Genomic DNA, 25,820 nt, shown 5'->3' on the forward strand with positions numbered 1-25,820 from the left:
CGCCGAACTTCTTCGTCAATACAGTCGTAATCGCTGCTGTCAATGTCGTTTTACCGTGATCAACGTGACCAATCGTGCCGACGTTGACGTGCGGTTTGGTCCGTTCAAACTTACCTTTTGCCATGATATATTTCCTATCGTGTAATTGTGGGCGATTCAATTGGACCGCCCGTTTTATTTAAAAAATTTATTTTGCGCGTGCGCTCATAACAGCTTCAACCACATTACGCGGTGCTTCTGCGTAGTGTTTGAATTCCATTGAGTAAGTCGCACGACCTTGAGTCGCTGAACGCAAGTCGGTTGAGTAACCAAACATTTCTGACAATGGTACTTCGGCTTTAATTTCTTTACCGCCGCCGATCATGTCGTCCATACCTTGAACCATACCACGGCGTGATGACAAATCGCCCATCACTGTACCCGTGTATTCTTCAGGCGTCTCAACAACCACGTGCATCATTGGTTCGAGCAATACAGGTTTACCTTTACGCATACCTTCTTTAAACGCCATAGAGCCTGCCATGCGGAACGCATTTTCATTCGAGTCAACATCATGGTATGAACCGAAGTGAACAGTGACTTTCACGTCAACCACTGGGTAACCAGCGATGACGCCTGATTTCAATGTTTCTTCAACACCTTTAGCAACCGCAGGGATGAATTCACGAGGAATCACACCACCTTTGATTTCGTCTACGAATTCAAAACCTTTACCCGCTTCTTGTGGCTCAAGTTTCAATACGCAGTGACCATATTGACCGCGACCACCTGATTGCTTGACGAATTTCGCTTCAGCATTTTCAACCGTTTCACGAATGGTTTCACGGTACGCCACTTGTGGCTTACCCACGTTCGCTTCGACGTTGAATTCACGTTTCATGCGGTCAACGATAATCTCTAAGTGCAACTCACCCATACCGCCGATAATCGTTTGACCTGATTCTTCATCAGTCGATACACGGAATGATGGATCTTCTTGCGCCAAGCGGTTTAAAGCCAAGCCCATTTTTTCTTGGTCGGCTTTGGTTTTGGGCTCAACCGCTTGTGAAATCACAGGTTCTGGGAATACCATGCGCTCCAAGATAATTGGCGCAGATGGATCACACAAAGTTTCACCAGTTGTCACATCTTTCAAGCCGATACAAGCAGCGATGTCGCCTGCCAAAACTTCCTCAACTGGCTCACGAGTATTCGCATGCATTTGTACGATACGACCCACACGTTCTTTACGATCTTTGACTGCATTCAATACAGTTTCGCCCGCTTTCAACACGCCTGAGTAAACGCGCACGAACGTCAATTGACCAACGAACGGATCCGTCATCAATTTGAACGCCAGCGCAGAGAACTTCTCTTTGTCATCTGCTTTACGTGTCACAGGATTGCCGTCTTCGTCTTCACCAGTAATCGCTTTAACGTCTGTTGGTGATGGCATGAAGTCGAGAACCGCGTCCAACATCGCTTGTACGCCTTTGTTTTTGAAAGCAGAACCGCACAACATCGGCTGGATTTCACAAGCCAATGTGCGTGTACGCAAAGCTTGTTTGATTTCGTCTTCTGACAAATCGCCCTCTTCGAGGTATTTGTTCATCAAATCTTCAGAGGCTTCTGCCGCTGACTCAACCATTTTTTCGCGCCATTCTTGCGCAGTTGCTTGCAAGTCAGCAGGAATGTCACCGTATTCAAACTTAGTACCTTGAGATTTTTCATCCCAAATAATGGCTTTCATTTTGATCAAGTCAACTACGCCTTGGAAATTTTCTTCCGCACCAATTGGAATTTGAATCGGTACTGGATTCGCGCGCAAACGCAACTTCATGCCTTCAACGACTTTGAAGAAGTTTGCACCTGTACGATCCATTTTGTTCACAAACGCCAAGCGAGGTACTTGGTATTTGTTGGCTTGACGCCAAACCGTTTCAGATTGTGGTTGAACGCCACCGACTGCACAGTAAACCATGCACGCGCCATCCAAAACACGCATAGAACGTTCCACTTCAATCGTGAAGTCAACGTGACCTGGGGTGTCAATGATATTGATGCGGTGCTCTGGGTAGTTACCAGCCATACCTTTCCAGAACGTGGTGGTCGCAGCAGAGGTAATCGTGATACCACGCTCTTGCTCTTGCTCCATCCAGTCCATCGTTGCTGCGCCGTCATGAACTTCACCAATCTTGTGGTTCACACCGGTGTAAAACAATACGCGCTCAGTCGTTGTGGTTTTACCTGCGTCAATGTGTGCAGAAATACCAATATTACGATAGCGCTCAATAGGGGTCTTGCGAGCCATTTGATTTCCTTTTAAGAAAAGTAAAAACCTACTTTTCTCAAGTTATAAGTTAGAAAATTTTCACGGGAAACCCGTGAAAATTTTGAAGTAAATACTATAAAAGCAGCGCGTTTAGAAACGGAAGTGGCTAAACGCTTTATTCGCTTCAGCCATGCGGTGAACTTCATCACGCTTTTTCATCGCACCGCCACGGCCTTCAGCCGCATCGATCAACTCACCTGCCAAACGCAAAGCCATGGTTTTTTCTCCACGTTTCTTTGCTGCTTCACGCAACCAACGCATTGACAATGCCATGCGACGCGATGGGCGCACTTCGACAGGAACTTGATAGTTCGCACCACCGACACGGCGACTTTTCACTTCAACCAATGGCTTTGCATTATTCAAAGCAGTGGTGAATACTTCTAATGGGTCTTTACCCGTTTTGGTAGCAATTTGCTCCAATGCACCGTAGGCAATGCCTTCGGCTACAGCTTTTTTGCCAGATAACATGATAACGTTCATGAATTTGGCTAAATCAACACTTCCGAATTTTGGATCCGGCAAAATATCACGCTTGGGGACTTCACGACGACGAGGCATCTCATCTTCCTTTCTTCAGTTGGGCTATGCCCAAACTTACTCGGTCTCTATTTGACAACACTTAGATGACCGTGCTATTAAAAAATAAATTCTTTTTTGTAACGAGTCACAAATGACCGTAACGAATAACGCTAAAAACGAATTACTTCGCTTTAGGACGTTTCGCACCATATTTAGAACGCGATTGCTTACGGTCTTTAACACCTTGCAAGTCAAGTGAACCACGGACGATATGGTAACGAACACCCGGTAAATCCTTTACACGACCACCGCGAATCAAAACAACGCTGTGCTCCTGCAAGTTATGACCTTCACCGCCGATGTACGAAATCACTTCGAAGCCGTTCGTCAAACGAACTTTGGCCACTTTACGCATCGCAGAGTTAGGTTTTTTAGGTGTTGTCGTGTAAACACGAGTACACACGCCACGTTTTTGTGGGCAGTTTTCCAACGCTGGGCTTTTTGAAGCTTCGCGCAAGACGGTACGTGGTTTGCGTACCAATTGATTGATAGTTGGCATTGTTATTATCCAAAAATATAAACTTCATTCATTTAATCACGGCAGTTTTGAAACCAAAACCACACTTTTCACCCACAACACGCCAACGAGACATGTCGTTAAGTTACTGATTAAACACGATTTTTCAGCAAAGTGTATTAATGACAAACGCAACAACCCACTCCGATGAACTCGCTATCATACGCCACATATGACAAGGGGTCAACGACCGCGTGCGCCAACCCCGTGATAAACCATTGATTTTGTGTCATTTTTAACAATAATCTCATCGCATACATTTCAAAGCCGCTGCAACCCTAACAATACATTCACCCCCAATCTGCACGGTGATGCAGCCTCGACCATCTTGGTCTCGGCGATACAGGAATCAATTAACTACTAACGAGTGTTTGGCTGGCATAAAACTCGATTCAATGTCCGAGCCACGGCACCTTGATGTTGTACCACAAATGCTTGTGCATTAGCACCATACCGCTCTCGCTCATCATCTTGAGCCAACAGACGCTGAGCCTCATGCAAGGCATCAGAAATATCTGTCACCTGAATCAATGCACTCGCCGCGACCGCGTCCTGAGCTGCTTGCACGAAATTATAAGTATGCGGGCCGATGATGGTGGGCTTGCCGATGGACAGCGGCTCTAAGAAATTTTGCCCGCCGAGTGGCTGCCATGCACCGCCCATCAGCACCACATCAGCAGCGGCGTAGTAGGCAAACATTTCGCCCATGGTGTCACCAAGCACCACCTTAACCTGGCTCAATGATTCGCCGAGCCGCGTTTCAGCCAACGAGTCCAGCATCGTTTTTCGCACCAACGCCTCATGGGCAAAACCCGATTCGCGCAACAAGTTTTCAACCTCACTGAATCTCTGGGGATGACGAGGCACAAGCCACCACTGCACATCATCAAACACGCCATCAAATGCCTTAGAGTGCAAAGCATCAACCCACAGCTGCTCCTCGCCCTCGCGTGTACTCGCCAATAACACGATGCGACGAGCATCAGACAGCGAAGCGCGCCAACGCAGACCCGCCACCACTTGCTCATGCGGCGTACTCATGTCAAATTTCAAATTGCCCGTCAATGTCAAACGCGCCTGTGACACGCCCAGCTGCTCGTACCGATCGCCATCAGCCACCGACTGAGCACACACGTTCGACAGTTGGCCATAAGCCTGCTTGAACAATTTCGCAAAAAATCCGTTTTTTAACGTCTTTTGCAATGTTTTATCAGACAATCGACCATTCAACAAAGAAACTGAAATACCACGTTTAACACACGCGGCAATCGTATTTGGCCAAATCTCTGTTTCCATCAACCAACAATCCGTCGGCGCAAACCGTCGCAAAAACCGCGCCACCACATCGGGCAAGTCGTACGGCACATAGACCTGCGTCATGCGACCGCTAGCGAGATATGATGCAAATAGCTCTTGACCTGCAGCACGCCCCGTCGGCGTGGTATGCGTCAAAGTCACATGCACCACCTCATCACACGCAAACAACGCATCAATCAACGGCTTGGCCGCCCGCGTCTCACCGAGCGACACCGCATGCAGCCAAACACGTCGCGTCGCCGTTGACCGTTTAGAACAGCCATAGCGCCACGCAAACCGTTCGCCCCAACCACGTGCATACTCAGGCTGACGACGCGCCCGCCAAAGCAGATACAGCGGCACAAGTGGTGACACGATGTACAGCAGCACCGAGTAAAGTGCACGGCGCCAGCTCATTCGGACAACCACCGTGCGAGAACGGCTTGCACAGACTCAAGCGACGGCGGCTGCCCCACGCCACCCAAACTAGCGACAAAATCGGCTCCCTGCGTGTGCGCCGTCATCGGCGCCAGCGCGGCGTCGTGGTCACAATAAATCCCCAACGTCGGTCGTCCAAGTGCTGCCGACAAATGTGTCAAGCCGCTGTCCAAACCAATCACACAGCGCGCGCTTTGCATACACTGCGCCGCCTGAGGAATCGTCAGAAAAGGCGGTAGCAGCGCGAACGCACGCTCAGCTTCAGGCAAACCAGCCAACAAATGCTCTGTATAAACACATTCGTCCGCTCCGCCCCAGAACCACAATGTGTGCAAACCCACCGCATGGCACTGCGCAGCGACAGCACGCCAATGAGCATCTGCCCAGCGTTTTTCAACACGAGAGGCATTGGGTACCAGCACGGCATAAGGAGTATCGGGATTTTGCCAATCATCGCGCGCAGCCAGGTATTGTGCCAGCGTTGGAAACTCAACCCTTGGCACACAACCATCCAACGAATAACCCAAGGCCCGCGAGACCAAAGTCCGATTACGCAGCACAGCGGGCAATTCAAGTGAGACTGCACATTTGTCCTGATAAAACCAACTCGCGATCGACTCGCGAATACTGCGTGTGTCATAACCGACACGACGACCATTGGGCATCAGTCGCGCCAGGCGCGCCACCACCGCGCTTTTAAACAACCCCTGACAATCAATCACCACATCATAAGCCTCTGACTGCAATGCACTTTTAAACGCACGCCACTCTTTCCTCGTCTGCGCCTCACGCCATGTTTTCCGCCAGGCTCGCAAGCGAATCGGGATGACACGGCGCACCAGTGGTGCATTCGCCCGCACCAAGTCTGCAAAACTCTGCTCCACCACCCAATCAATTTGCGCATTGGGGTAATGCTGCAGAATATCGCTTAACACAGGCAACGCGTGAATCACGTCGCCCATCGACGACATTTTGATGATGAGTATTTTCATGTGAGACTCTAAATAACAATAAGGCACGCGAAATGCTGTGCCTTATTTTGTCATGTGATTTTTGATAACGTAGTGTGTGAAACGAGCCAATTAGAACGGGATGTCATCATCCAAATCATCCATCGCAGCAGGGGCAGGTTTGCGTGCAGCAGGTGCCGAAGCAGGGCGTGATGCGGCAGGCGCATCATAAGGCTCACTACCGCCACCCACTGAAGCACGACCACCGAGCATCTGCATGCTGTCGGCTTTGATTTCGGTGGTGTAACGCTCGATGCCGTCTTTGTCTGTCCATTTACGTGTCGCCAAACGACCTTCGACGTACACTGCTGAGCCTTTTTTGAGGTACTCACCAGCCACTTCAGCCAAGCGGTTGAAAAACACGATGCGATGCCACTCAGTGATTTCTTTTTGTTCGCCAGACTGCTTGTCTTTGTATCGCTCAGTGGTCGCCACAGCGATATTGGTCACAGCGTCACCGCTGGGCATGTAACGCACTTCAGGGTCACGGCCAAGATTGCCGACGATAATGACTTTATTGACTGATGCCATAATGAATCCTCTTAATTAAATATTTTTTGAACACAAATTGGGGGTTATTGTACTGTTTTTTCAATAACGACATGACCATTTTTGGCTCTATTCAATTGGTGATTGAGCAACCAGAAACCTACCAATACAGCACAAGCACCAAATAGCACAACAGAACTAGAGCGAGCATTCAACCACGCACCAACGATAGCACCCACAAATAAGCCAAGCGCCTGAACCGTATTGTACACCCCCGCTGCAGCACCCTTTGCTTGTGGCGCGCTGATTTTTGAGAGCAGTGATGGCTGTGTGGCTTCAAGTACATTAAATCCAACAAAAAACAGTAACAATGCCACACACACAACCCAAACACCACCGAAATGCGCCGCAAGAACCAGCTGCGCCACACCAATCAGCACAATTGATGCACGCATCACTTCAAACATTCGCCCGCACTTTTCTGCACGGATGATGAGCGGCACCATGGCGGCCATCGACAACACAATGACCGTCAGATACACCAATGCGCTGTCACCATGACTCAAACCACTATCAATCAAACGCGACGGTACGACAACCCACATCGCCATCTGTACAGCATGCAGGACGAACACACCGATATTCAACTGCCATTGTTTTTTATCGCGCAAGACATCCAACAACAAACCCATCGTCTGCCTATGAGTCACTACATTTGGCAAACGGACCAATGGAATAGACCACACAATCCCTATGGCCAAAAGAGCCAGTGCAGTAATCAAATAAAAAACACCACCCATGCCAATATAGTCGTACAACAACGGCGCAGTGACAAGTGAGACAGCAAATGTCAGCGCAATACTCATCCCGACCATCGCCATCGCTCGCGTTCGGACTTGCTCACGCGTCACGTCAGACACCATCGCGACCACCACGCTACTCACAGCACCTGCGCCCTGCAACGCACGCGCCCAAACCAGTTCATGTACTGTCGTCGCGTGTGCCGCCCAAAAAGCGCCCGCTGCAAAAATCAGCAAACCGATGGTAATCAGAGGCTTACGCCCCAGTCTATCAGACAATAAGCCATAAGGAATGTAGAGCAAAGCCTGCGTCAATCCATACGCCCCCATCGCCAACCCAACCAATGTCACATCACCTCCGTCAGGCAATGTGTGGGCAAACGGCACGAAAATCGGCAACACAATAAACAAACCAAACATGCGCAAGGCAAAAATCAGCGCAAGACGCATGCTGGCCGAACGCTCGGCGGGGAAAAAATTTACTTGAGAACTCATACAATCCAAGACAGTGTGCGCCCACAGGCAAAAACAAGCATTCAATCAAGCGCACCGAAAACAAGCACACATCAGCGTGGCACAGTTTAAGGAAAACCATTATAGTAACAGGTTTGGTGCATCCAAAGCGGTAGCACAGCGACGCACCTGCACTTCACTTATCAGAAAACACCATGAACAACAGCGAAATCAAAATCCGCGGCGCACGAACGCACAACCTTAAAAACATCTCAATTGATTTACCCCGCCAAAAACTCGTGGTCATCACGGGTTTGTCAGGCTCAGGCAAATCAAGTTTGGCATTTGACACGCTGTACGCAGAAGGTCAGCGTCGTTATGTTGAAAGCTTATCGGCGTATGCCCGTCAGTTCTTACAACTCATGGAAAAGCCCGATGTCGATTTAATCGAAGGGTTGTCACCTGCCATTTCGATTGAGCAAAAAGCCACTAGCCACAACCCGCGCTCAACCGTGGGGACGGTCACCGAAATTCACGATTACCTTCGTTTATTGTTTGCCCGCGTCGGCACTCCGTATTGTCCACACCACGAAGTCCCATTGGCATCACAGACTGTCTCACAGATGGTTGACGCGGTTTTAGCATTACCCGAAGACACTAAACTCATGATACTCGCGCCTGTGGTGGCGAATCGCAAAGGCACGCATGAAGAGTTATTCGCACAGATGCAAGCACAGGGCTTCGTGCGTTTTCGCATTCGTTCAGGCGGCGGCACAACCAATACAAATGCTGCACAGATTTTTGACATCGACAGCATTCCGACGTTGAAAAAAACCGAAAAGCACACGATTGAGGTGGTTGTGGATCGTATCAAGGTCAAAGCAGACCTGAAACAACGCTTGGCCGAGAGCTTTGAGACCGCGCTGCGATTGGCCGATGGTCGCGCGTTGACGGTGGATATGGACACGAATGCAGAACAACTGTTTAGTGCAAAATTCGCTTGCCCAGTGAATGGTTGCGATTACGCGATTGCCGAACTTGAGCCACGCTTGTTTTCGTTCAACAATCCGATGGGCGCATGCCCGAATTGTGATGGTTTGGGTGTAGAGACGTTTTTTGACCCTAAGCGCGTGGTCGCATTTCCCAACCTATCCATCAGCAGCGGCGCGATTAAAAGCTGGGATAAACGCAACACCTATCTGTTTTCGATGATGCAAAGCCTCGCGTCGTTTTACAACTTCGACGTGGACACACCATTTGACGAGTTATCTGAGGACGCTCGCCAAAAAGTGCTATACGGCTCAGGCCGCCAAGTGTTGCCATTTACCTACCTGTCAGACAAAGGCCGTGCGATTGTTCGCGAACACACCTTTGAAGGCGTTATCCCGAACCTTGAACGTCGCTACAAAGAAACCGACTCGATGACCGTGCGTGAAGAGTTGGCCAAACTCCAAAACGTGCAATCCTGCCCCTCATGCCACGGTACACGTCTGCGTGAATCTGCTCGCAACGTACGTATTGGTGATGGAAAAAGTGCACGTACACTCCATGAGGTCTCTCATCTATCGCTCGGTCACGCGTTGCAGTATTTCTCCGACATCAAATTCAAAGGAGCAAAAAAGGAAATCGCCGACCGTGTTATTAAGGAAATCGTCGCGCGTTTGTCGTTCCTCAACAATGTGGGACTGGATTACTTATCTTTGGAGCGCAGTGCAGACACGCTGTCTGGTGGCGAGTCTCAACGCATTCGACTCGCCTCACAAATTGGTTCCGGCTTAACAGGGGTGATGTATGTATTGGATGAACCATCCATCGGCTTGCATCAACGCGACAATGATCGTTTGATCGACACACTCAAACACTTACGCGACTTGGACAATTCCGTCATCGTAGTGGAACACGACGAAGACATGATTCGTGCGTCTGATTACGTCGTGGATATGGGCCCTGGTGCGGGCGAACACGGTGGCACCATCGTCGCCCATGGCACACCTTATGAAATTGAAAATCATAAGACCTCCGCGACAGGTCACTTCTTATCAGGCAAACGCCGCATCGAAGTCCCTGCCAAACGCCGCGAAAAAACCGACAAAGAACTCGTGATCCACGGTGCAACAGGAAATAACCTCAAAGGGGTTGACCTGCATTTACCCGTCGGTTTGATGACTTGCGTCACAGGTGTATCAGGTTCAGGCAAATCAACCCTGATTAACGAAACGCTTTATCTTGCCGCTGCGCAAAAAATCAACCGCGCCTCCGAAGAGCCTGCTGCCCACGAAAAAATCACAGGTTTGGAGCACTTTGACAAAGTCGTTAATGTGGACCAAGCACCGATTGGCCGCACACCGCGCTCGAACCCCGCCACATACACAGGTCTATTCACACCTGTGCGTGAGTTATTTGCCGAAGTGCCAACGGCCAAAGAACGCGGCTATCAACCTGGTCGATTCTCATTCAACGTCAAAGGCGGTCGCTGCGAAGCCTGCCAAGGCGACGGCATGATTAAAGTTGAAATGCACTTTTTGCCCGACGTCTATGTGCCGTGCGACGTCTGCCACGGCAAACGCTACAACCGCGAAACCCTTGATGTGCAATACAAAGGCAAAAATATCAACGAAGTCCTCGCTATGACGGTTGAGGTCGCCCACGAATTTTTCAATGCCGTACCAACGATTGCGCGCAAACTCAAAACGCTGCTCGATGTCGGATTGGGCTACATCACCCTCGGCCAATCAGCCACCACACTATCAGGCGGCGAAGCACAGCGCGTCAAGCTTGCACTCGAACTATCCAAACGCGATACGGGGCGGACGCTGTACATCCTCGACGAGCCGACCACGGGTTTACACTTTGCCGACATTGAATTACTGTTGGGCGTGATTAATAAACTGTCTGAACACGGCAACACCATCGTCATCATCGAACACAATTTAGACGTCATCAAAACTGCTGACTGGATTATTGACATGGGCCCCGAAGGCGGCGCAGGCGGCGGTCAAATCATCGCCGAAGGCACGCCCGAAGCCGTGGCAAAAAATAAAGCGAGTGTAACGGGGCAGTATTTGGGGCCACTGCTGAAAGCGAAAAAACAATAGCATGCAACGCAAAATAAAAACCGCGTCATTCCCAATTAGACGAGAAAATGAGGTAGTTGTTGAACTCAATAAGTAGTTTGTGCTAAAACAGTCAACCCATAAAATTTTAGAAAAATTGATTAATTTATAACCAAGACAAACCATGTGGATTTCTTACCTTCTCCAACTCATCGTTCGCCTGCTCATCGGCGCGTATCCACGCTGGATAGGTTGTAAACCCAGCACCAAACAGCGTATTTATTTTGCCAATCACACCAGTCACATTGATACCGTGGCGATTTGGGCAGCACTACCGCCTGATTTACAAAAAACCACGCACCCTGTGGCAGCGTTTGATTATTGGGGTAAATCCAAGTGGAAGCACTACATCGTCACGCGCGGACTCAACGCGATTTTTATCAAACGCGCCAAAGAAGACCGCACGGAGGACGATCCACTCCAGCCTTTGTACGACACACTGACGGCAGGCGACTCTCTAATTATTTTCCCAGAAGGCACACGCAATAAAGAAGACTTGCCGTTGCCTTTCAAATCAGGGATTTATCACCTCGCACTACGTCACCCAGATGTCGAACTCATTCCCGTTTACCTCGAAAATCTCAACCGCATCATGCCAAAAGGTGAGTTTTGGCCTGTGCCATTGGTCTGCACCGCCCGCTTTGGCAAACCCATACAGCTACTTGAGAATGAAGGCAAAGACGCCTTTCTCGCACGCGCACGACAAGCTGTGATTGACAGCCGTGCGAACTATCAACAAGACACGAAACCCACACAAACAAAGGCGGCAGTATGAACTGGATGGATTGGGATGATTATGAGCGTTTTTGGATTGCACTCATTGGTATGGTGCTGCTGGTCGGTATAGCGCACATTGTGGTTTATGTATTGCTGAACAAAGCCACGGCCAATTCACTCAAAGTGCGTCGTGCGTTTTTGTTGCGCTGTCAGCGTCATCTGAGTGCATTTTGGTGGGTGTTTTTGGTATCGGCGCTGGTCAGTGTGTTTGGCATCACGGGCGCTCTGATTGTCTGTGCTGTGATTTCGTTTCTGGGATTGCGCGAATTCGTCACACTCTCGCCTGTGAAAATCGGTGACCACCGTGCGTTGTCATTCGCCTTTTTTGTCTTTTTGCCGTTACAGTACGTGCTGATTGCTTTTTCGGAGTTCGGCTTTTTCACGGTGCTGATTCCCGTGTATGCGTTTTTGCTCTTACCGATTTTTTCAATCGTTCGCCAAGACACCGAAAAATTTCTTTCGCGCAAAGCATCATTACAATGGGGCTTAATGATTGCTGTGTATTGTTTGAGCCATACTGTCGCGATTTTGCAAATCGCGGCGCTGGACAAATATTCGCCTCATGAAAAAACACTATTTCTGCTGTTTTTCCTCGTCTTAGTCCGCTGTGCCATGCTTTGGCAACACATCGCCGACTACCTCATGCGCAACCGCGTGAACCGAATTGCCCACGAAATCCACAGCCGTATGACGTGGAATGGACTACTCATCAGCGCCATCGCCAACGCCCTCATTGCGGCTGCGTTTGTCTGGATTACACCATTTACGGTTTGGCAAGCAGCGATTGCTGGCAGCTTGATTTCTGTTTCATCGGTTTTTGGTCGTTTGGTAATGAGGGGCATCACACGCAGTTTGGGCGTGCGTGACTGGGCTGACTTAACAGGTGGACAACAGGGTGTATTAGACCGACTCGATGCTATTTTATACGCAGCACCTGTGCTCTTTCACTATACGTTGTTTGTCACAACGCGTTGAGTGTTATCACCACAAAAAAAGCCGCTCATCTCGAGCGGCTTTTTTAGGCACGGAGCCCATGAATGGACTAAATCGCCAACATCTCACGTGCATGTGCTCGCGTGGTATCCGTCAATTCGACACCGCCGAGCATACGGGCAATTTCGTCGACACGCTCATCCGATTCAAGCACATCGATGTGAGAGGTCGTATGGCCTTTTTCACTGAGTTTTTTGACGCGCCAGTGGTGCTCACCCTGTGCGGCCACTTGGGGCAAATGGGTCACACACAAAACTTGGCGATTATGACCAAGTTGGCGCAGGAGCTGACCGACCACCTGCGCAACCGACCCACCAATGCCACTATCAACCTCATCAAAAATCAATGTTTGCACAGGATTGGCATGGCTGGTAATGACTGCAATGGCGAGCGAGATACGCGCCAACTCACCACCTGAAGCAACTTTAGCAAGCGGCTGCAGCGGCACACCCACATGAGCAGCCACCATGAACTCCACAGCGTCATTACCAGAGCTTGATGGCGTGACTGGTTTGATGTCCACCGCGAATTGACCACCGGTCATATTGAGCGTTTGCATACTCTCGCTGACAAGCTGAGCGAGTTTTTTGGCAGCACGGGTTCTGGTGTCGGTGAGCTTTTTGGCCACAGTTTTGTACTGCTGCTCTGCGATTTTGCACTGCGCCTCAAGTACCTCTAAATCCATGCCATTTTGTAATCGCTCAAACTCAGCCTGTAGGGCTTGCCAATGGGCGGGCAATTCGTCTGAGGCGACTCGCAATTTTCGAGATAGGTTGTGCCACAATGTGACACGCTCATCAAGACTGGCGAAATCGTGCTCATCATCAGAAGCACGTTGCACGTAATTGTTCAGGCCATGACCTGCTTCCTGCACATGAATGACCGCTGACTCAAGCAGCTCAATATACTCATTGATTCGTTCGTCAAAACCAACAATGTTGGTGAGCGTCTGAATCTGCTCACGCAACATGCTGGCAATGTCATGGTCATCGCCATCAAGCCTCTGGGCAACCTGACCACAACCTTGGATAAGCTCTGCTGCGTTGGCCAGTCGCGCGTGCTGCGCGGATAACTCGTCCCACTCGTTTTCACGAGGGGATAATGCGTTGATGTCATCCAATTGCCATGTGAGCTCTTCTAGTCGCTCGGTCATTTTGGCATTGTCGGTTTTGGCTAGTTCCAGTTGTGCTTTTGCGGTGTGCCATGTTTGATAGGCCTGTTTGACGGCGGCACGCTCGTTGGATAACTGCGCGTACTCATCGAGCAAATCGCGTTGCAAATTGGTTTTGAGGAGTTGTTGATGCGCGTGTTGGCCATGAATGTGAATCAGGTATTCGCTCAACTCGCGCAATTGTGTGAGCGTGGCGGCGCTGCCATTGATAAAAGCACGACTTTTCCCCTCTTTATCGATGACCCGACGCAGCAGCAAGACGTCATCTTCTGTCTCAAAGGCTTGCTCGGCCAACCATGCTTTTATCGCAGGATTGAGGCCAAACTGGCCGCTGATTTCCGCTTTGTCCATGCCTTGTGCGACCATGCCCGCATCCGCTCTATCACCGAGCAACAGACCAAGCGCATCAAGCAAAATCGACTTGCCAGCGCCTGTTTCACCGGTCAAAACGGTAAAACCTTGACGGATGTCAAGGTCAAGGCGTTGCACAATAATGAAATGGCGTAGAGATAAATGTTGCAGCATAGTGACTTCAGACAGATTCGGTTGAGGGGCGCGCTGGGTTAAGGTTCCAGTTGAGTTTTTGGCGCAGCGTTGCATAGTAGTTATAAGACTTGGGGTGCCAAAACACGCTTTTATAAGGTGCTTGTGAAATACGAATCACGTCGCCCTGACGAACCTCTGCATACGAATGAACATCAAAATGCACAACGGCTCCGCGATTAGAAATCAGTTCAATATCAATCACTGAGTCGCTCGGCAAGACAATCGGGCGATTGGACAATGACTGTGGCGCGACAGGTACCAGTGTCACACCCGCTAACTGAGGATGCAAAATCGGCCCATTTGCCGCCAACGCGTAAGCTGTCGAGCCAGTCGGTGTGGCAATAATCAGCGCGTCGGCGCGTTGTGCATACATGAATTGTTCATTGACCGCGACATTTAACTCCAACATGCCATCTAAGCCGCTGCGCCCAACCACCACATCGTTGAGTGCGGTGCCTTCGTGAATCACTTCACCATGACGCAAAACTTGTGCATGCAGCAAATCACGCTCTTCCACATCATAGGATTGATCGAGCAAAATTTCGCGCAATGCCGATGGCGCATGTTCCAAAGCAATGTCAGTGATAAAACCCAAATGCCCCTGATTCACACCAATCAATGGCACATGATACGGCGCCACACGGCGAGCCACACCCAGCATGGTGCCATCGCCACCCACAGCAATCATGACATCGGCAGAGTTACCAATGTCACGCAAAGAAACACTTGGGAATTGGGTCAATCCAAAATGTGCCGAGGTTTTTTCCTCAATCAACACCGCCTTACCCAGACCCAGCACCGACTGCACAATTTGCAACAGTGGCTCAGGTGAGGTGTCATTTTGCACACGGCCAGCCAACGCCACCGTGCGAATATCCATAGGCGCACGGCGCAAATCTTTAACAGAAGTCGTGAGAAAATCATTCATGGTCAGTCGCCTAATGCTTTATTAATGTGGATTAAAACCCAGATTCACGCAGGGCTTCATGAATCCACCAATACGAGCGCATTGTACGCCAATGCAAAACGACGTGCCAGCGACACGTCGTTTTGGTGTTTTTCACAGCATTTTTTCAGCTGTCTGTTTTTTAAGCTTGCAGGCAAATATGAAGCGAGTGAACACCAGAGGCATAAAAATGGCGAACAAACACGTATTAATGGCAAGTTTAACCTAAAACTTGAATATGCCGCTTGAAGTTTCTAACTTAAACTGAATACACTTGCGGGAGGACGTCAAAGTGGCGGATTTTGAAGCACTTACTTTCATTTTAGTATTAAACTTCATTTGAAAATCAAATGTTCAATTTAGCACTGAGCCCGCCATTCTACCAAACGGCTGTTGGCTGTGGTTTTTTGTTTCACGTTCATTGTCATTGTTAGACTGTGGCAATACTTCATCAATCTTTGACAATAAACCGATTCACATCGAATTGATGCAAACCATCAATGACCGCGTCTGCGCGTGTGAGGACGCGCGCATCACCGATACCGATGGCATACATACCAGCATTTTTGATTGATTGCACACCCGCCACAGCATCTTCCACACCGATGCACGCATTCGGCGATACACCAAGTTGTGCGGCGGCTTTGAGGAAAATCTCGGGGTCTGGCTTGCCATTGACGACAAGATTCGCGTCAACGACGGTGTCAAATAAATCACTGATGCCCAAACGCGCCAAAATAGCAGGGGCATTTTTACTGGCTGAAGCCAGCGCTGTCTTTAAACCCGCACCGCGCACAGATTCTAATGCTTCGCGTGCGCCCGGCAGCAAGTCAGCAGCACTCATGTCAGCGATGAGCTCAACGTACTCATCATTTTTTTGCGCGGCTTCTTTGTCTTTTTGCTCGTCCGTCAGTATCACGCCACCGTGCTGAAGAATCAAATTGAGTGAATCCATGCGGCCAACGCCTTTAAGTCGTTCGTTAAACTCATGATCAATATCGAAGCCCAAACGCTGGGCAAGCTTTTGCCATGCGATAAAGTGAAACTTCGCAGTGTCCGTGATGACACCGTCAAGGTCAAAAACAAATGCTTGAATTTGGCTCATAGTCTTCTCTCTGTCTTTTAAATATGAATTGGTTGAGCAGATACTCAAAATCAAATGGTGATGCTGCTAACTTGGCCTGCCACAATCGTCAAACTTTGCCCACGGTGACGCACCTCAAGTCTCGTACCGTCGAGCAAACTGTAATGTACTTGTTCTGATTCAACACGCACTTGCAGCAAGGCCTGTCCAATCCGTACGACAAATTGATAGTGCGTCCATTGTTTGGGTAAAAACGGGGCAAATTGAATCACACCGCCGAAGCTGCGCAAACCCGCAAGACCGTAAACCACCGACATCCACGAACCTGCGAGGGCTGCGGCGTGTACGCCATGCTCTGTGTTGTGGTGCAAGTTGTCGATGTCCAAACGCGCTGTTTGCATGAAATAATCATAGGCTTTTTCGGTGTAACCCACATCAGCAGCCATGATGGAAAAAATGCACGAGGACAACGATGAGTCATGGGTAGTGATGGCTTCGTAGTAATCGTAATTGCGTTTTTTTTCTTCGGCAGTAAACTCATGACCAAGCAACAGCAAAGCCAACACGACGTCAGGCTGCTTACAAACTTGATGACGGTAAATCACCAGTGGGTGATAGTGCAGCAACAACGGGTATTTATCACGTGGGGCGTTGGCGAAATCCCAAACGGGCTTATCGAGGAAGGTGTCATCCTGTGCATGAATACCGCGTGTCTTATCGTAGGGCAAAATCATGTGATCTGCAGCGCGCTGCCATGTGGCGATTTCATCAGTGGTTAAGCCGATTTTCGTCGCAAGCTCAGCGTAAGCAGCGGGGTGCTCACTTTGTAACCACGTAGCTGTTTTCGCCGCGAACCGCAGGTGATGGCGCGCCATGACGTTGGTGAATAAATTATTGTTGACGATGGCAGTGTATTCATCAGGCCCCGTGACCGTATAAATACCGAAGCGGCCATTCGCGTCAAACTGTCCCAAATCTGGCCAAATGCGTGCGGTTTCAAAAACCACTTCCGCGCCCTGCTCCAATAAAAAGCTCTTGTCTCCCGTCACATCCGTGTACTGCGCGATTGAGTAAGCAATGTCCGCATTGATGTGATACTGCGCTGTACCTGCGGGAAAATACGATGAGCACTCAGGCCCAGTGATGGTGCGCCATGGATACAATGCGCCTTTTGGGTGCGCCATCTCCAGCGCACGTGTGCGCGCTGCGGGCAGCATGCTGGCTCGCGATTCGAGGAGCTTTCGAGCGATTTCGGGACGCGTGTGTAAGAAAAATGGTAGCACGTAAATTTCGGTGTCCCAGAAGTAATGCCCATCATAGCCAGCACCCGTCACACCTTTGGCGGCAATATTGGTTTTGCCATCTCGCCCTGCGGATTGCAGTAAATGAAACTCTGAAAAGCGCATACCTTGTTGCAACGACTCGTCACCGCCAATTTCAACCGTCGCATTTCGCCAAAACTCGGCGAGATAATCCGTTTGTTCGGCAAGTAAACCATCAAAGCCCAATGTTTGCGCGGTCATCAACGCACTTTTTGCACTGCTGAGGAGCCGGCTTTGCGCCGTGGTTTGCGTGCTGATGTAAGCGGCAAATTTGGTCACGGTGAACGCCTCACCTTGTACAACGTTTTGTGTGAAAGTATGCGTCGCCTGTTGCTCGCAGTGTTTCACCGTCGCCGCAACAGGCGCCTCATGCGCGACACTGCTGACCACAAACAAACCGCTGTGGTGTGTAGAGTGCGTATAAGCAGAGAAGTTTTCTGTCGTCTCAAATACCACATAGTTCAGCCGCCCACCGAGCGATGCGCCAACACGCGGATCGTCCCCCGCTTTGAGCGTGCGTTCTTTGTTGCTGATGGTTGAGGTGATGGCAATGACACCTGAAAAATTCAGCGGCGTCACGCTGTAACGCACTGCTAAAACGGCTTGATGGGTTTGACTGACCAACCGCTCAGAGCGCACGCGCACTTGCTGACCTGTGGGCGAAGTCCATGTGAACTCACGCGTGAGCACGCCTGTCACAAAATCCAAGCGGCGCTGGTAATCCGACAGTTGGCCAGAGTTTGGATCAAACGCGACGCCATCGACCAAAAAACTCATGCCCGTAACATTAGGCACGCGGACAATGAACTGATTGGTCTTAGCAAACGCATAGGCCGACTCAGGGTAGACAATCGGCTCGGATTCATAAAATCCGTTCAGAAATACATCGTTTTGCATCGTGCCTGCCCACACATCACCCTCGTCATGTGCGCCGCGCACGCCAATGTTGCCATTGCCCAGTGTGAACAAGGTTTCATGCAAAGCGCCCATGGCGGAGTCAAACAGCGGCTCGGCAATTCCCCATGGCTCTACGGTAAGATGTTGTTCTTGTTTATGCTCTTGGGTCATACCAGCTCTCTTAAAATATTGTTGTGATGGTTGTGGAGACGTACCGCGAGAACGGCGTGATAATTTTACAAAATTTGGCGATTTTACAATAATTATTTTTAAGCCGTAAGGCTATTATAGGGTTGAGTGAGCGCCATTTAGCGCACAGTCGTTTGTAAAATGCGCGATAAGAAGCCGCTATTTTTCAGCCCGAAAGCAATGCGCGAAACGCAGGCTCGGCTTGTGCGAAGTCATATCGCGCCAAAACATCAGCTCGCGCTTGGGCACGCAACTCGCTCATCGGCTCTCGCAAGCACAACACGACTTTTTCAGCAATATCCTGTGGATCAAAAAAATCCGCCAACAAGCCGTTTTCCCCATCTCGAATCACCTCCTCGACGGGCGATGTGCGTGAACCGACGACCAAGCAACCCATCGCCATCGCTTCGAGCATAGACCACGACAAAACAAACGGATAGGTCAAATACGTGTGAACTCGTGAGACTTGCAACACTTTTCGATACATGTCATAAGGGACCTGACCTAAGAAATGCGTGCGTGATGCATCAATACGAACCTCTTTGAGCATCTTCTCTCGAAAGTTGGCCGCATCACGGGGTTTACTTCCATAACTCACATCATCGCCACCAATGATGATGGTGTGGCAGTCAGGCAGTACTTTCTGAATGATCGACAATGCGCGCATAAAGCTGTGAAAACCACGGTATGGCTCTAACTGCCGCGCCACATAAGTGATGATGGGCATACCTGCCCTCGCATGAAAACCATCTGGCAGAGTCAATTCAGCTTGAGCATCAGGATACAAAACACTCATATCGACTCCCTCGTGAATCACTTTGATTTTTGAATGAAAAATCTCAGGGTGTTGTTTCAACTGCCATTGCGTTGGCGTCACTGCGGCGTCGCAGTTTACAAGATTGAGGGCATGTAACGCATTCCATGTCTCTACCCGTGCACCCGCATTAAAGTCATCAGGGAACTCCGCATCAAAGTTCATATCAGCGCCCTGTGAGCGGTAATACCACTCACAAAAGTGTATCAAGCGTGCTTTAGGAAACACATTTTTCACATACAACGTCTCGCCCCAACCCGGGTGTGCAAAAATCACATCAGGCTCATAACCTTTTTGCTTGAGTTGTAACAATACACGGGAACGGCCTGCCCCCGCAGAACCGCTCGCTCCATTTGAACCAAATAAGGGTGCGTATGTTCAACTTTAGCATCTCGGTGCAAGTCATAACGAATCCATTTGACTCCGTCAAGCCCTAATGCATTGCGATGCCCTACTCCAAAAACGTCCATATTAGAATCAGCCGCCCATTGTTTGGCGATTCGTCGAAATTGACCTGGGAAATTTTGATGAATGAGTAAGACGCGCATGTGGTAATCACAAAACAACAAAAGTTAATCAAAAATGATGCGCCATCATACACGAGCGACCTTTGATTGTCGCCAAACAAACTACAGCGATTTTCACCAAAAAATCCTGTTTTCAGCCAAAAAACCGTGTATTCATCAATCAACTTTTGTTTTATGATGAGCCATAGATAATCAATATGGCCTACAGCCATCAGGAGACCAATCATGGCAGTATCGGTATTTGATTTATTCAAAATCGGCATCGGCCCATCAAGCTCACACACCGTTGGCCCCATGCGCGCGTCCAAGATGTTTGCCGAGCTTCTCGACAAAGACGATATGCTGCCACAAACACACCGCATCTGCGCGCAAATGTATGGCTCTCTGGGTCTGACAGGCGTGGGCCACGGCACAGACAAAGGTGTGTTGCTTGGCCTACTGGGTTACGCTCCCGATTCAGTGCCGATTGAGCAAGTACAAGACGAGCTGGACACCATCGCCCTTGACCAAAAAATCAGTCTGCTGCACAAACACCCCGTCGAATTTCGCATCAAAAATGACCTCATCATGCACCGCCGTCAAGCCTTGGCCGAACACCCAAACGGCATGAAATTCTCAGCATACGATGAGGTGGGCAACTTGTTGATTGAAAAAAAATACCTCTCCGTCGGCGGTGGCTTTGTCGTCTCAGTCGGCATGGACGCCTCACCTGTGTTGGAGGCATTCAACGACGTCCAATACCCATTTCACAGTGCCAAAGAACTCATTGAGTTGTGCAAAACCCACAACCTAACCATCGCCCAACTCATGATGGCCAACGAACGCACTTGGCGCACGGAGACAGAAGTCAGAACACAACTTCTGAGTATTTGGCAAATCATGCAAAGTTGTGTCTCACGGGGTTGCGGTATTGACAACCCCGACGCGACAGGCTATCTACCAGGCGGGCTGAATGTCAAACGCCGCGCCGCTGAGCTATACCGCCAGTTAACCCAAAACGCCGAACGTTCACTCGCCGACCCGCTCACCGTCATAGACTGGGTCAGCCTATACGCAATTGCCACTAACGAAGAAAACGCCGCAGGCGGGCGCGTCGTCACTGCCCCAACCAACGGCGCAGCGGGTGTCGTCCCCGCCGTCATGCACTACTACGACCGATTCGTCCCAAACGCTTCATATGAGGGCATCATCACATTCCTCCTGACCGCAGGCGCCATCGGCATCCTCTATAAGCTAAACGCCTCGATCTCAGGTGCAGAGGTTGGCTGCCAAGGCGAAGTCGGCGTCGCCTGCTCCATGGCTGCAGGCGGTCTCGCCGCAGCACTCGGCGCGAGTAATGCCCAAATCGAGAATGCCGCTGAAATCGGTATGGAACACAACTTAGGGTTGACGTGTGACCCTGTCGGCGGCCTCGTGCAAATTCCCTGTATCGAACGCAACGCCATGGGCGCCATCAAAGCCGTCAACGCCACCCGCATGGCCATGCGCGGCGACGGCACACACCACGTCTCACTCGACATGGTCATCAAAACCATGCGCGACACAGGGGCAGACATGAAAAATAAATACAAAGAAACCGCCAAGGGCGGATTGGCGGTGAACATGGTGGAGTGCTAATCTAAAGTGATGGGGTTTTAAGGTGAGCATCACTCACCTTTTTTCATTTAGACCATTATGGCATGGTTGGTTCAGTCATTATAGTAGGTAGTAGGACATGAAATCACCCAAAGTGATTGCGGCTCAAGTCCGCAATTACTGACGCATCTTTGCACATTAAAAAACTACTTGATTGGCTCAATTCAAAAACAACCGATAAGCCGCATTGTCTGTCTCATCCCAAAACCGATAACCCAGCGTCGGGATGAATTTTTTAAATTTTGCTCGCTCATCAGATGGCACTTGAATCCCCACCAATATGCTCGAAAAATCACCGCCTTGGTTGCGGTATTGAAACAGCGAGATATTCCAGTGTGGCGAAACAGAATTTAAGAAGCTAAACAAAACCCCAGCCCGCTCAGGGAACTCGAAACGATAGAGCAACTCATCCCGCGCAGAAACTGCGCCACCAATCATGTTGCGCACGTGTTGCTTGGCCAAATCATTGTGGGTCATGTCAACGTGCTGAAAACCTTTTTTGGTCAACTTATCAGAAATCTTAATCGAATCACCATGATTGCTGATGGCAATCCCCACCATGATATGAGCAGCATTCGTGCTGTTCATTCGATAGTTGAACTCAGTGATACTGCGATGCTCACCCAGTAAATCACAAAGCTTTTTGAAAGAACCACGCGCCTCTGGAATGGTGATGGCAAACAACGCCTCGCGCGCCTCGCCCATTTCCGCACGATCGGCAACAAAGCGCAGGCGATTAAAGTTGGTATTCGCACCTGAAGCAATGGTGACAAGGTGCTCGTTTTTCGCACCTGTTTTTTCAATATAGGCTTTCAAACCTGCCAAACCGAGCGCACCCGACGGCTCGAGAATGTCGCGCGTGTCTTGAAACACATCGCGAATCGCGGTGCAAATCGCGTCGGTATCAACAAGGATGATGCCATCGACGTACTGCTGTACCAGTCTGAATGTTTCTTTACCTGGTTGTTTGACTGCTGTGCCATCAGCAAAAATCCCGACATCTTTGAGCGTAACGCGCTTGCCTGCTTTGACAGACTGCGCCATCGCGTCCGAGTCCACTGACTGCACACCGTATACTTTGATCTCAGGATGAATCGCTTTGATATACGATGCAATCCCTGCAATCGCACCACCGCCGCCAATCGGAACAAATACAGCATCAAGCCGCTCGCTGTGCTGGCGCAAAATCTCCATCGCCATCGTGCCCTGTCCTGCAATGACATCGGGGTCATCGTAAGGATGCACAAAGGTGAGTTTATTTTGTTTTTGTAACGTCATCGCATGATCATAGGCATCAGTGTACGAACCGCCGTGCAGCACAATGCTAATGTACTCACCACCAAAGCGCTTAATGGCGTCAATTTTGACCGCAGGTGTGGTTTCTGGCACGACGATAATCGCTTTACATTTGAGGTGAGAGGCGCAAAACGCCACACCTTGTGCATGGTTGCCCGCTGAAGCTGTAATCACACCCTGCTTGATTTGCTCATGGGTTAACTGTGCCATTTTATTGTACGCGCCACGGATTTTGTATGAAAATACTTCGTGGTAATCTTCGCGCTTCAAGTAAATGTGGTTACCCATGCGACGCGACAATTGAGGGGCTTTTTCTAAAGGGGTTTCCTGTACGATGTCATAGACACGGGCAGTCAATATTTTTTTTAAATAATCAGTTTGTGGCATGATTCGCATTCTCTACAAATAGTAGGGTACATTTAACTCGTTTTGACCGAACCCGTAGAGTAACAGGTTCAAGCCACGCGCTCAAGCGCCCGCACAATACAAGGATCTCACATGCCCGAATGGCTCGCCACCACACTCACCTATTTTTCTCTACCACAAGTGGGCTTGCCTGCGATTTTTGCCGTTTCATTTTTATCAGCGACCGTTTTACCCATGGTGACAGAGCCTGTGCTGTTTGGCTTCGTCAAACTCAACCCAGATCAATTTTGGCTGGCCATTCTTGTGGCTACGACGGGTAACACCATGGGTGGCATGGTCACCTATTTCATGGGCTACGGTGCCAAAAAAGCCTTCGCCAAGGAAAAGCCCGTGATTCATTTGCGCTGGTTGCAACGATTGGGTGCCCCCGTTCTGCTGCTGTCATGGGTGCCTTTGATTGGCGATGCACTGTGCGCCATGGCAGGCTGGCTCAAGCTACCTTGGCGCGGTGTTTTGCTTTGGATGAGCGTGGGCAAGTTCATTCGTTTCGTGGTCATGACCGCTGCACTGCTGTGGATACCCGATGGATTTTGGCAATCATTTATGCACTAAAGTGTGGCTTTTCGCTTAAAGCACATCAAAAAAAGGGTCACCCGAAGGCGACCCGAATCACACAAAGTAACTGTTTTAAAACCCTCCAAACCAACCTTCTTGGCCTACCAAGGTAAGTTGCTGCTACCCATCAACGTTTTATCCACTTCATACGCGGCTTGGCGACCCTCTTTAATCGCCCAAACAACCAAAGACTGCCCACGACGCACATCACCCGCAACAAATACTTTATCAACATTAGAGTGGTAAGCGGTGTCACCGACGGTTAGTGCGTTAGCATTGTTACGCGCGTCTTTATCCACGCCAAACGCGTCTAACACAGCTTGTGCAGGATGCACAAAGCCCATCGCCAACAAAACCAAGTCTGCTTTGACGTCAAACTCGGAGCCTTCAGCTTCAACCATCTTTCCACCGACAAACTCAATGCGAACGCACTGGAGTTTCTCGATTTTGCCATTTTTGCCGATGAAGGCTTTGGTGTTGACTGACCAATCACGTTCTACGCCTTCGTCGTGTGACGATGAGGTGCGCATTTTCATCGGCCAATATGGCCAAACCGATGTGACTGACTTGTCCTCCACATCGCGCGGACGCGGCATGACTTCAAACTGCGTGATGGATTTCGCACCATGACGATTAGCAGTACCGACGCAGTCTGAGCCTGTATCACCGCCGCCGATGACGACAACGTGTTTGCCTGCGGCGTTAATCGGGTTGTCTCCGTCGCCTGCGTTGGTTTTGTTTTGTGGAATGAGCCATTCGAGGGCGAAGTGAATGCCTTTGAGATCGCGTCCTGGTGCGGGCAAGTCACGCGGCGTTTCAGAACCGATAGCGAGCACCACTGCATCGTATTTTTTTTTCAATTCATCGGCTGTGACAACGGTTTTGGCGTCGTTGGCGCAGCCTTGTGGATAGTCACCTGTGGCGATGGCGACGCCTGTTTTGAATGTCACGCCTTCGGCCTGCATTTGCCCCATACGGCGGTCAATGAGCCATTTTTCGAGTTTAAAATCAGGGATGCCGTAGCGCAGCAAACCACCAATGCGCGAATTTTTCTCATAAACCGTGACGTCGTGGCCTGCACGTGCAAGCTGCTGTGCACAGGCTAAACCTGCGGGGCCTGAGCCGACGACAGCAACTTTTTTGCCTGTTTTTTTCGCGGGGATTTCCGGGGTAATCCAGCCGTTCGCCCAGCCCTTATCAATGATGGCGTGTTCAATGGATTTGATGCCGACAGGATCGTTGTTGATATTGAGTGTGCAGGCGGCCTCACATGGTGCAGGGCAAATACGTCCAGTGAACTCGGGGAAGTTGTTGGTCAGTGACAATACAGCGAGCGCTGCTTGCCAGTCCTGCTGATACACGAGGTCATTAAAGTCAGGGATGATGTTGTTAATCGGACAACCATTATGACAAAACGGGATCCCACAATCCATACAACGCGACCCTTGCTTGGCGGCATCGCTGTCCGACAGCGCGTAGAGAAACTCTTTGTAGTGTTTAACGCGCGACTCCGGTGCTTCATAGGTGGGGGTTAAACGCTCTTGCTCTAAGAACCCAGTGATTTTACCCATCATTTACTCCTTAAAAACCCAAATGTGACGTGGTGTATTTGGGTTTTCCATTGTTATTTGAA

General features: G+C 49.8%; 22 protein-coding genes. 6 read left to right on the forward strand and 16 right to left on the reverse strand.

Annotated features, from left to right (window positions below; genetic code table 11):
• The 8 genes from IE082_RS05185 to IE082_RS05220 form a co-directional block, all read right to left on the reverse strand.
• Nucleotides 1-124, reverse strand: a 124-nt coding sequence (locus IE082_RS05185) for a GTP-binding protein (RefSeq protein ID WP_229809745.1), incomplete at its 3' end; no start/stop codon positions are given.
• Between the two features lie 63 nt (nt 125-187).
• Nucleotides 188-2,290: an elongation factor G gene (gene fusA / locus IE082_RS05190; RefSeq protein WP_189492603.1), complete on the reverse strand. Its 2,103-nt coding sequence runs from the start codon at nt 2,288-2,290 to the stop codon at nt 188-190.
• A gap of 111 nt (nt 2,291-2,401) precedes the next feature.
• Nucleotides 2,402-2,872 (reverse strand): 30S ribosomal protein S7, encoded by a 471-nt coding sequence (gene rpsG / locus IE082_RS05195; RefSeq protein ID WP_189492607.1) that lies wholly within the window; start codon nt 2,870-2,872, stop codon nt 2,402-2,404.
• 142 nt (nt 2,873-3,014) lie between these two features.
• Nucleotides 3,015-3,392 (reverse strand): 30S ribosomal protein S12, encoded by a 378-nt coding sequence (rpsL, locus tag IE082_RS05200; protein ID WP_189492610.1) that lies wholly within the window; start codon nt 3,390-3,392, stop codon nt 3,015-3,017.
• Nucleotides 3,393-3,770: 378 nt separating this feature from the next.
• Nucleotides 3,771-5,123: a 3-deoxy-D-manno-octulosonic acid transferase gene (locus IE082_RS05205; RefSeq protein ID WP_189492614.1), complete on the reverse strand. Its 1,353-nt coding sequence runs from the start codon at nt 5,121-5,123 to the stop codon at nt 3,771-3,773.
• On the reverse strand, nt 5,120-6,136 hold the full coding sequence (gene waaC / locus IE082_RS05210) for a lipopolysaccharide heptosyltransferase I (protein WP_189492617.1): 1,017 nt from the start codon (nt 6,134-6,136) through the stop codon (nt 5,120-5,122). Before waaC ends, IE082_RS05205 begins: the two co-directional genes overlap by 4 nt.
• A gap of 90 nt (nt 6,137-6,226) precedes the next feature.
• Complete coding sequence (gene ssb / locus IE082_RS05215; protein WP_189492620.1) at nt 6,227-6,685, reverse strand: single-stranded DNA-binding protein; 459 nt, start codon at nt 6,683-6,685, stop codon at nt 6,227-6,229.
• A 44-nt stretch (nt 6,686-6,729) separates the two neighbouring features.
• A complete protein-coding gene (locus IE082_RS05220) occupies nt 6,730-7,938 on the reverse strand; it encodes an MFS transporter (protein ID WP_189492624.1) in 1,209 nt (402 codons plus the stop codon).
• A gap of 173 nt (nt 7,939-8,111) precedes the next feature.
• Between IE082_RS05220 and uvrA the strand changes: the two genes are divergently transcribed.
• From uvrA to IE082_RS05235, 3 genes are all read left to right on the forward strand, one after another.
• The gene (uvrA, locus tag IE082_RS05225) at nt 8,112-10,991 is read left to right on the forward strand and encodes an excinuclease ABC subunit UvrA (RefSeq protein ID WP_189492627.1); all 2,880 of its coding nucleotides are present in this window, start codon (nt 8,112-8,114) and stop codon (nt 10,989-10,991) included.
• A 142-nt stretch (nt 10,992-11,133) separates the two neighbouring features.
• Nucleotides 11,134-11,784, forward strand: coding sequence for a lysophospholipid acyltransferase family protein (locus IE082_RS05230; RefSeq protein ID WP_189492630.1), 651 nt, complete (start codon nt 11,134-11,136; stop codon nt 11,782-11,784).
• Nucleotides 11,781-12,761 (forward strand): phosphatidate cytidylyltransferase, encoded by a 981-nt coding sequence (locus IE082_RS05235; RefSeq protein WP_189492633.1) that lies wholly within the window; start codon nt 11,781-11,783, stop codon nt 12,759-12,761. The genes IE082_RS05230 and IE082_RS05235 overlap by 4 nt, the downstream gene beginning before the upstream one ends.
• Before the next feature lie 67 nt (nt 12,762-12,828).
• Here the strand turns inward: IE082_RS05235 and recN are convergent, their stop codons facing one another.
• Nucleotides 12,829-14,475 (reverse strand): DNA repair protein RecN, encoded by a 1,647-nt coding sequence (recN, locus tag IE082_RS05240; protein WP_189492636.1) that lies wholly within the window; start codon nt 14,473-14,475, stop codon nt 12,829-12,831.
• Between the two features lie 7 nt (nt 14,476-14,482).
• Nucleotides 14,483-15,424 (reverse strand): NAD kinase, encoded by a 942-nt coding sequence (locus IE082_RS05245; RefSeq protein ID WP_229809736.1) that lies wholly within the window; start codon nt 15,422-15,424, stop codon nt 14,483-14,485.
• Between the two features lie 24 nt (nt 15,425-15,448).
• Here IE082_RS05245 and IE082_RS11240 point away from each other — a divergent pair, with 24 nt between their 5' ends.
• Nucleotides 15,449-15,691 carry a hypothetical protein gene (locus IE082_RS11240; RefSeq protein ID WP_229809737.1) on the forward strand — a complete coding sequence of 81 codons (243 nt, stop codon included), beginning with the start codon at nt 15,449-15,451 and terminating at the stop codon, nt 15,689-15,691.
• Between the two features lie 202 nt (nt 15,692-15,893).
• Here IE082_RS11240 and pgmB read toward each other — a convergent pair whose 3' ends face one another.
• From pgmB to IE082_RS05265, 4 genes are all read right to left on the reverse strand, one after another.
• A complete protein-coding gene (gene pgmB, locus IE082_RS05250; RefSeq protein WP_189492639.1) occupies nt 15,894-16,547 on the reverse strand; it encodes a beta-phosphoglucomutase in 654 nt (217 codons plus the stop codon).
• A 50-nt stretch (nt 16,548-16,597) separates the two neighbouring features.
• A complete protein-coding gene (locus tag IE082_RS05255) occupies nt 16,598-18,916 on the reverse strand; it encodes a glycoside hydrolase family 65 protein (protein ID WP_229809738.1) in 2,319 nt (772 codons plus the stop codon).
• A 184-nt stretch (nt 18,917-19,100) separates the two neighbouring features.
• Entirely contained in the window at nt 19,101-20,024 is a 924-nt protein-coding gene (locus IE082_RS05260; RefSeq protein WP_189492642.1) for a glycosyltransferase, read from the reverse strand.
• A complete protein-coding gene (locus tag IE082_RS05265) occupies nt 20,021-20,296 on the reverse strand; it encodes a hypothetical protein (RefSeq protein ID WP_189492644.1) in 276 nt (91 codons plus the stop codon). The genes IE082_RS05260 and IE082_RS05265 overlap by 4 nt, the downstream gene beginning before the upstream one ends.
• 204 nt (nt 20,297-20,500) lie before the next feature.
• Here IE082_RS05265 and IE082_RS05270 point away from each other — a divergent pair, with 204 nt between their 5' ends.
• Nucleotides 20,501-21,892: an L-serine ammonia-lyase gene (locus IE082_RS05270; RefSeq protein WP_189492647.1), complete on the forward strand. Its 1,392-nt coding sequence runs from the start codon at nt 20,501-20,503 to the stop codon at nt 21,890-21,892.
• A 177-nt stretch (nt 21,893-22,069) separates the two neighbouring features.
• On the opposite strand, the gene ilvA is transcribed toward IE082_RS05270, so the two are convergent.
• Nucleotides 22,070-23,593, reverse strand: coding sequence for a threonine ammonia-lyase, biosynthetic (gene ilvA, locus IE082_RS05275; RefSeq protein WP_189492650.1), 1,524 nt, complete (start codon nt 23,591-23,593; stop codon nt 22,070-22,072).
• A 111-nt stretch (nt 23,594-23,704) separates the two neighbouring features.
• On the opposite strand from ilvA, the gene IE082_RS05280 reads away from it, so the two are divergent.
• Complete coding sequence (locus tag IE082_RS05280) at nt 23,705-24,184, forward strand: YqaA family protein (protein WP_189492653.1); 480 nt, start codon at nt 23,705-23,707, stop codon at nt 24,182-24,184.
• Between the two features lie 104 nt (nt 24,185-24,288).
• On the opposite strand, the gene IE082_RS05285 is transcribed toward IE082_RS05280, so the two are convergent.
• Nucleotides 24,289-25,758 (reverse strand): glutamate synthase subunit beta, encoded by a 1,470-nt coding sequence (locus IE082_RS05285; protein ID WP_189493054.1) that lies wholly within the window; start codon nt 25,756-25,758, stop codon nt 24,289-24,291.
• Nucleotides 25,759-25,820: the final 62 nt, after the last annotated feature.

This window comes from Formosimonas limnophila, assembly GCF_014652675.1.
Classification (GTDB): Bacteria; Pseudomonadota; Gammaproteobacteria; order Burkholderiales; family Burkholderiaceae; genus Hydromonas; species Hydromonas limnophila.

What these genes read in the sequence shown, in the direction of transcription:
- fusA (WP_189492603.1), bottom strand. Translation starts at nt 2,290, where the DNA reads ATGGCTCGCAAGACCCCTATTGAGCGCTATCGTAATATTGGTATTTCT.
- rpsG (WP_189492607.1), bottom strand. Translation starts at nt 2,872, where the DNA reads ATGCCTCGTCGTCGTGAAGTCCCCAAGCGTGATATTTTGCCGGATCCA.
- rpsL (WP_189492610.1), bottom strand. Translation starts at nt 3,392, where the DNA reads ATGCCAACTATCAATCAATTGGTACGCAAACCACGTACCGTCTTGCGC.
- IE082_RS05205 (WP_189492614.1), bottom strand. Translation starts at nt 5,123, where the DNA reads ATGAGCTGGCGCCGTGCACTTTACTCGGTGCTGCTGTACATCGTGTCA.
- waaC (WP_189492617.1), bottom strand. Translation starts at nt 6,136, where the DNA reads ATGAAAATACTCATCATCAAAATGTCGTCGATGGGCGACGTGATTCAC.
- ssb (WP_189492620.1), bottom strand. Translation starts at nt 6,685, where the DNA reads ATGGCATCAGTCAATAAAGTCATTATCGTCGGCAATCTTGGCCGTGAC.
- IE082_RS05220 (WP_189492624.1), bottom strand. Translation starts at nt 7,938, where the DNA reads ATGAGTTCTCAAGTAAATTTTTTCCCCGCCGAGCGTTCGGCCAGCATG.
- uvrA (WP_189492627.1), top strand. Translation starts at nt 8,112, where the DNA reads ATGAACAACAGCGAAATCAAAATCCGCGGCGCACGAACGCACAACCTT.
- IE082_RS05230 (WP_189492630.1), top strand. Translation starts at nt 11,134, where the DNA reads ATGTGGATTTCTTACCTTCTCCAACTCATCGTTCGCCTGCTCATCGGC.
- IE082_RS05235 (WP_189492633.1), top strand. Translation starts at nt 11,781, where the DNA reads ATGAACTGGATGGATTGGGATGATTATGAGCGTTTTTGGATTGCACTC.
- recN (WP_189492636.1), bottom strand. Translation starts at nt 14,475, where the DNA reads ATGCTGCAACATTTATCTCTACGCCATTTCATTATTGTGCAACGCCTT.
- IE082_RS05245 (WP_229809736.1), bottom strand. Translation starts at nt 15,424, where the DNA reads ATGAATGATTTTCTCACGACTTCTGTTAAAGATTTGCGCCGTGCGCCT.
- IE082_RS11240 (WP_229809737.1), top strand. Translation starts at nt 15,449, where the DNA reads ATGTGGATTAAAACCCAGATTCACGCAGGGCTTCATGAATCCACCAAT.
- pgmB (WP_189492639.1), bottom strand. Translation starts at nt 16,547, where the DNA reads ATGAGCCAAATTCAAGCATTTGTTTTTGACCTTGACGGTGTCATCACG.
- IE082_RS05255 (WP_229809738.1), bottom strand. Translation starts at nt 18,916, where the DNA reads ATGACCCAAGAGCATAAACAAGAACAACATCTTACCGTAGAGCCATGG.
- IE082_RS05265 (WP_189492644.1), bottom strand. Translation starts at nt 20,296, where the DNA reads ATGCGCGTCTTACTCATTCATCAAAATTTCCCAGGTCAATTTCGACGA.
- IE082_RS05270 (WP_189492647.1), top strand. Translation starts at nt 20,501, where the DNA reads ATGGCAGTATCGGTATTTGATTTATTCAAAATCGGCATCGGCCCATCA.
- ilvA (WP_189492650.1), bottom strand. Translation starts at nt 23,593, where the DNA reads ATGCCACAAACTGATTATTTAAAAAAAATATTGACTGCCCGTGTCTAT.
- IE082_RS05280 (WP_189492653.1), top strand. Translation starts at nt 23,705, where the DNA reads ATGCCCGAATGGCTCGCCACCACACTCACCTATTTTTCTCTACCACAA.
- IE082_RS05285 (WP_189493054.1), bottom strand. Translation starts at nt 25,758, where the DNA reads ATGGGTAAAATCACTGGGTTCTTAGAGCAAGAGCGTTTAACCCCCACC.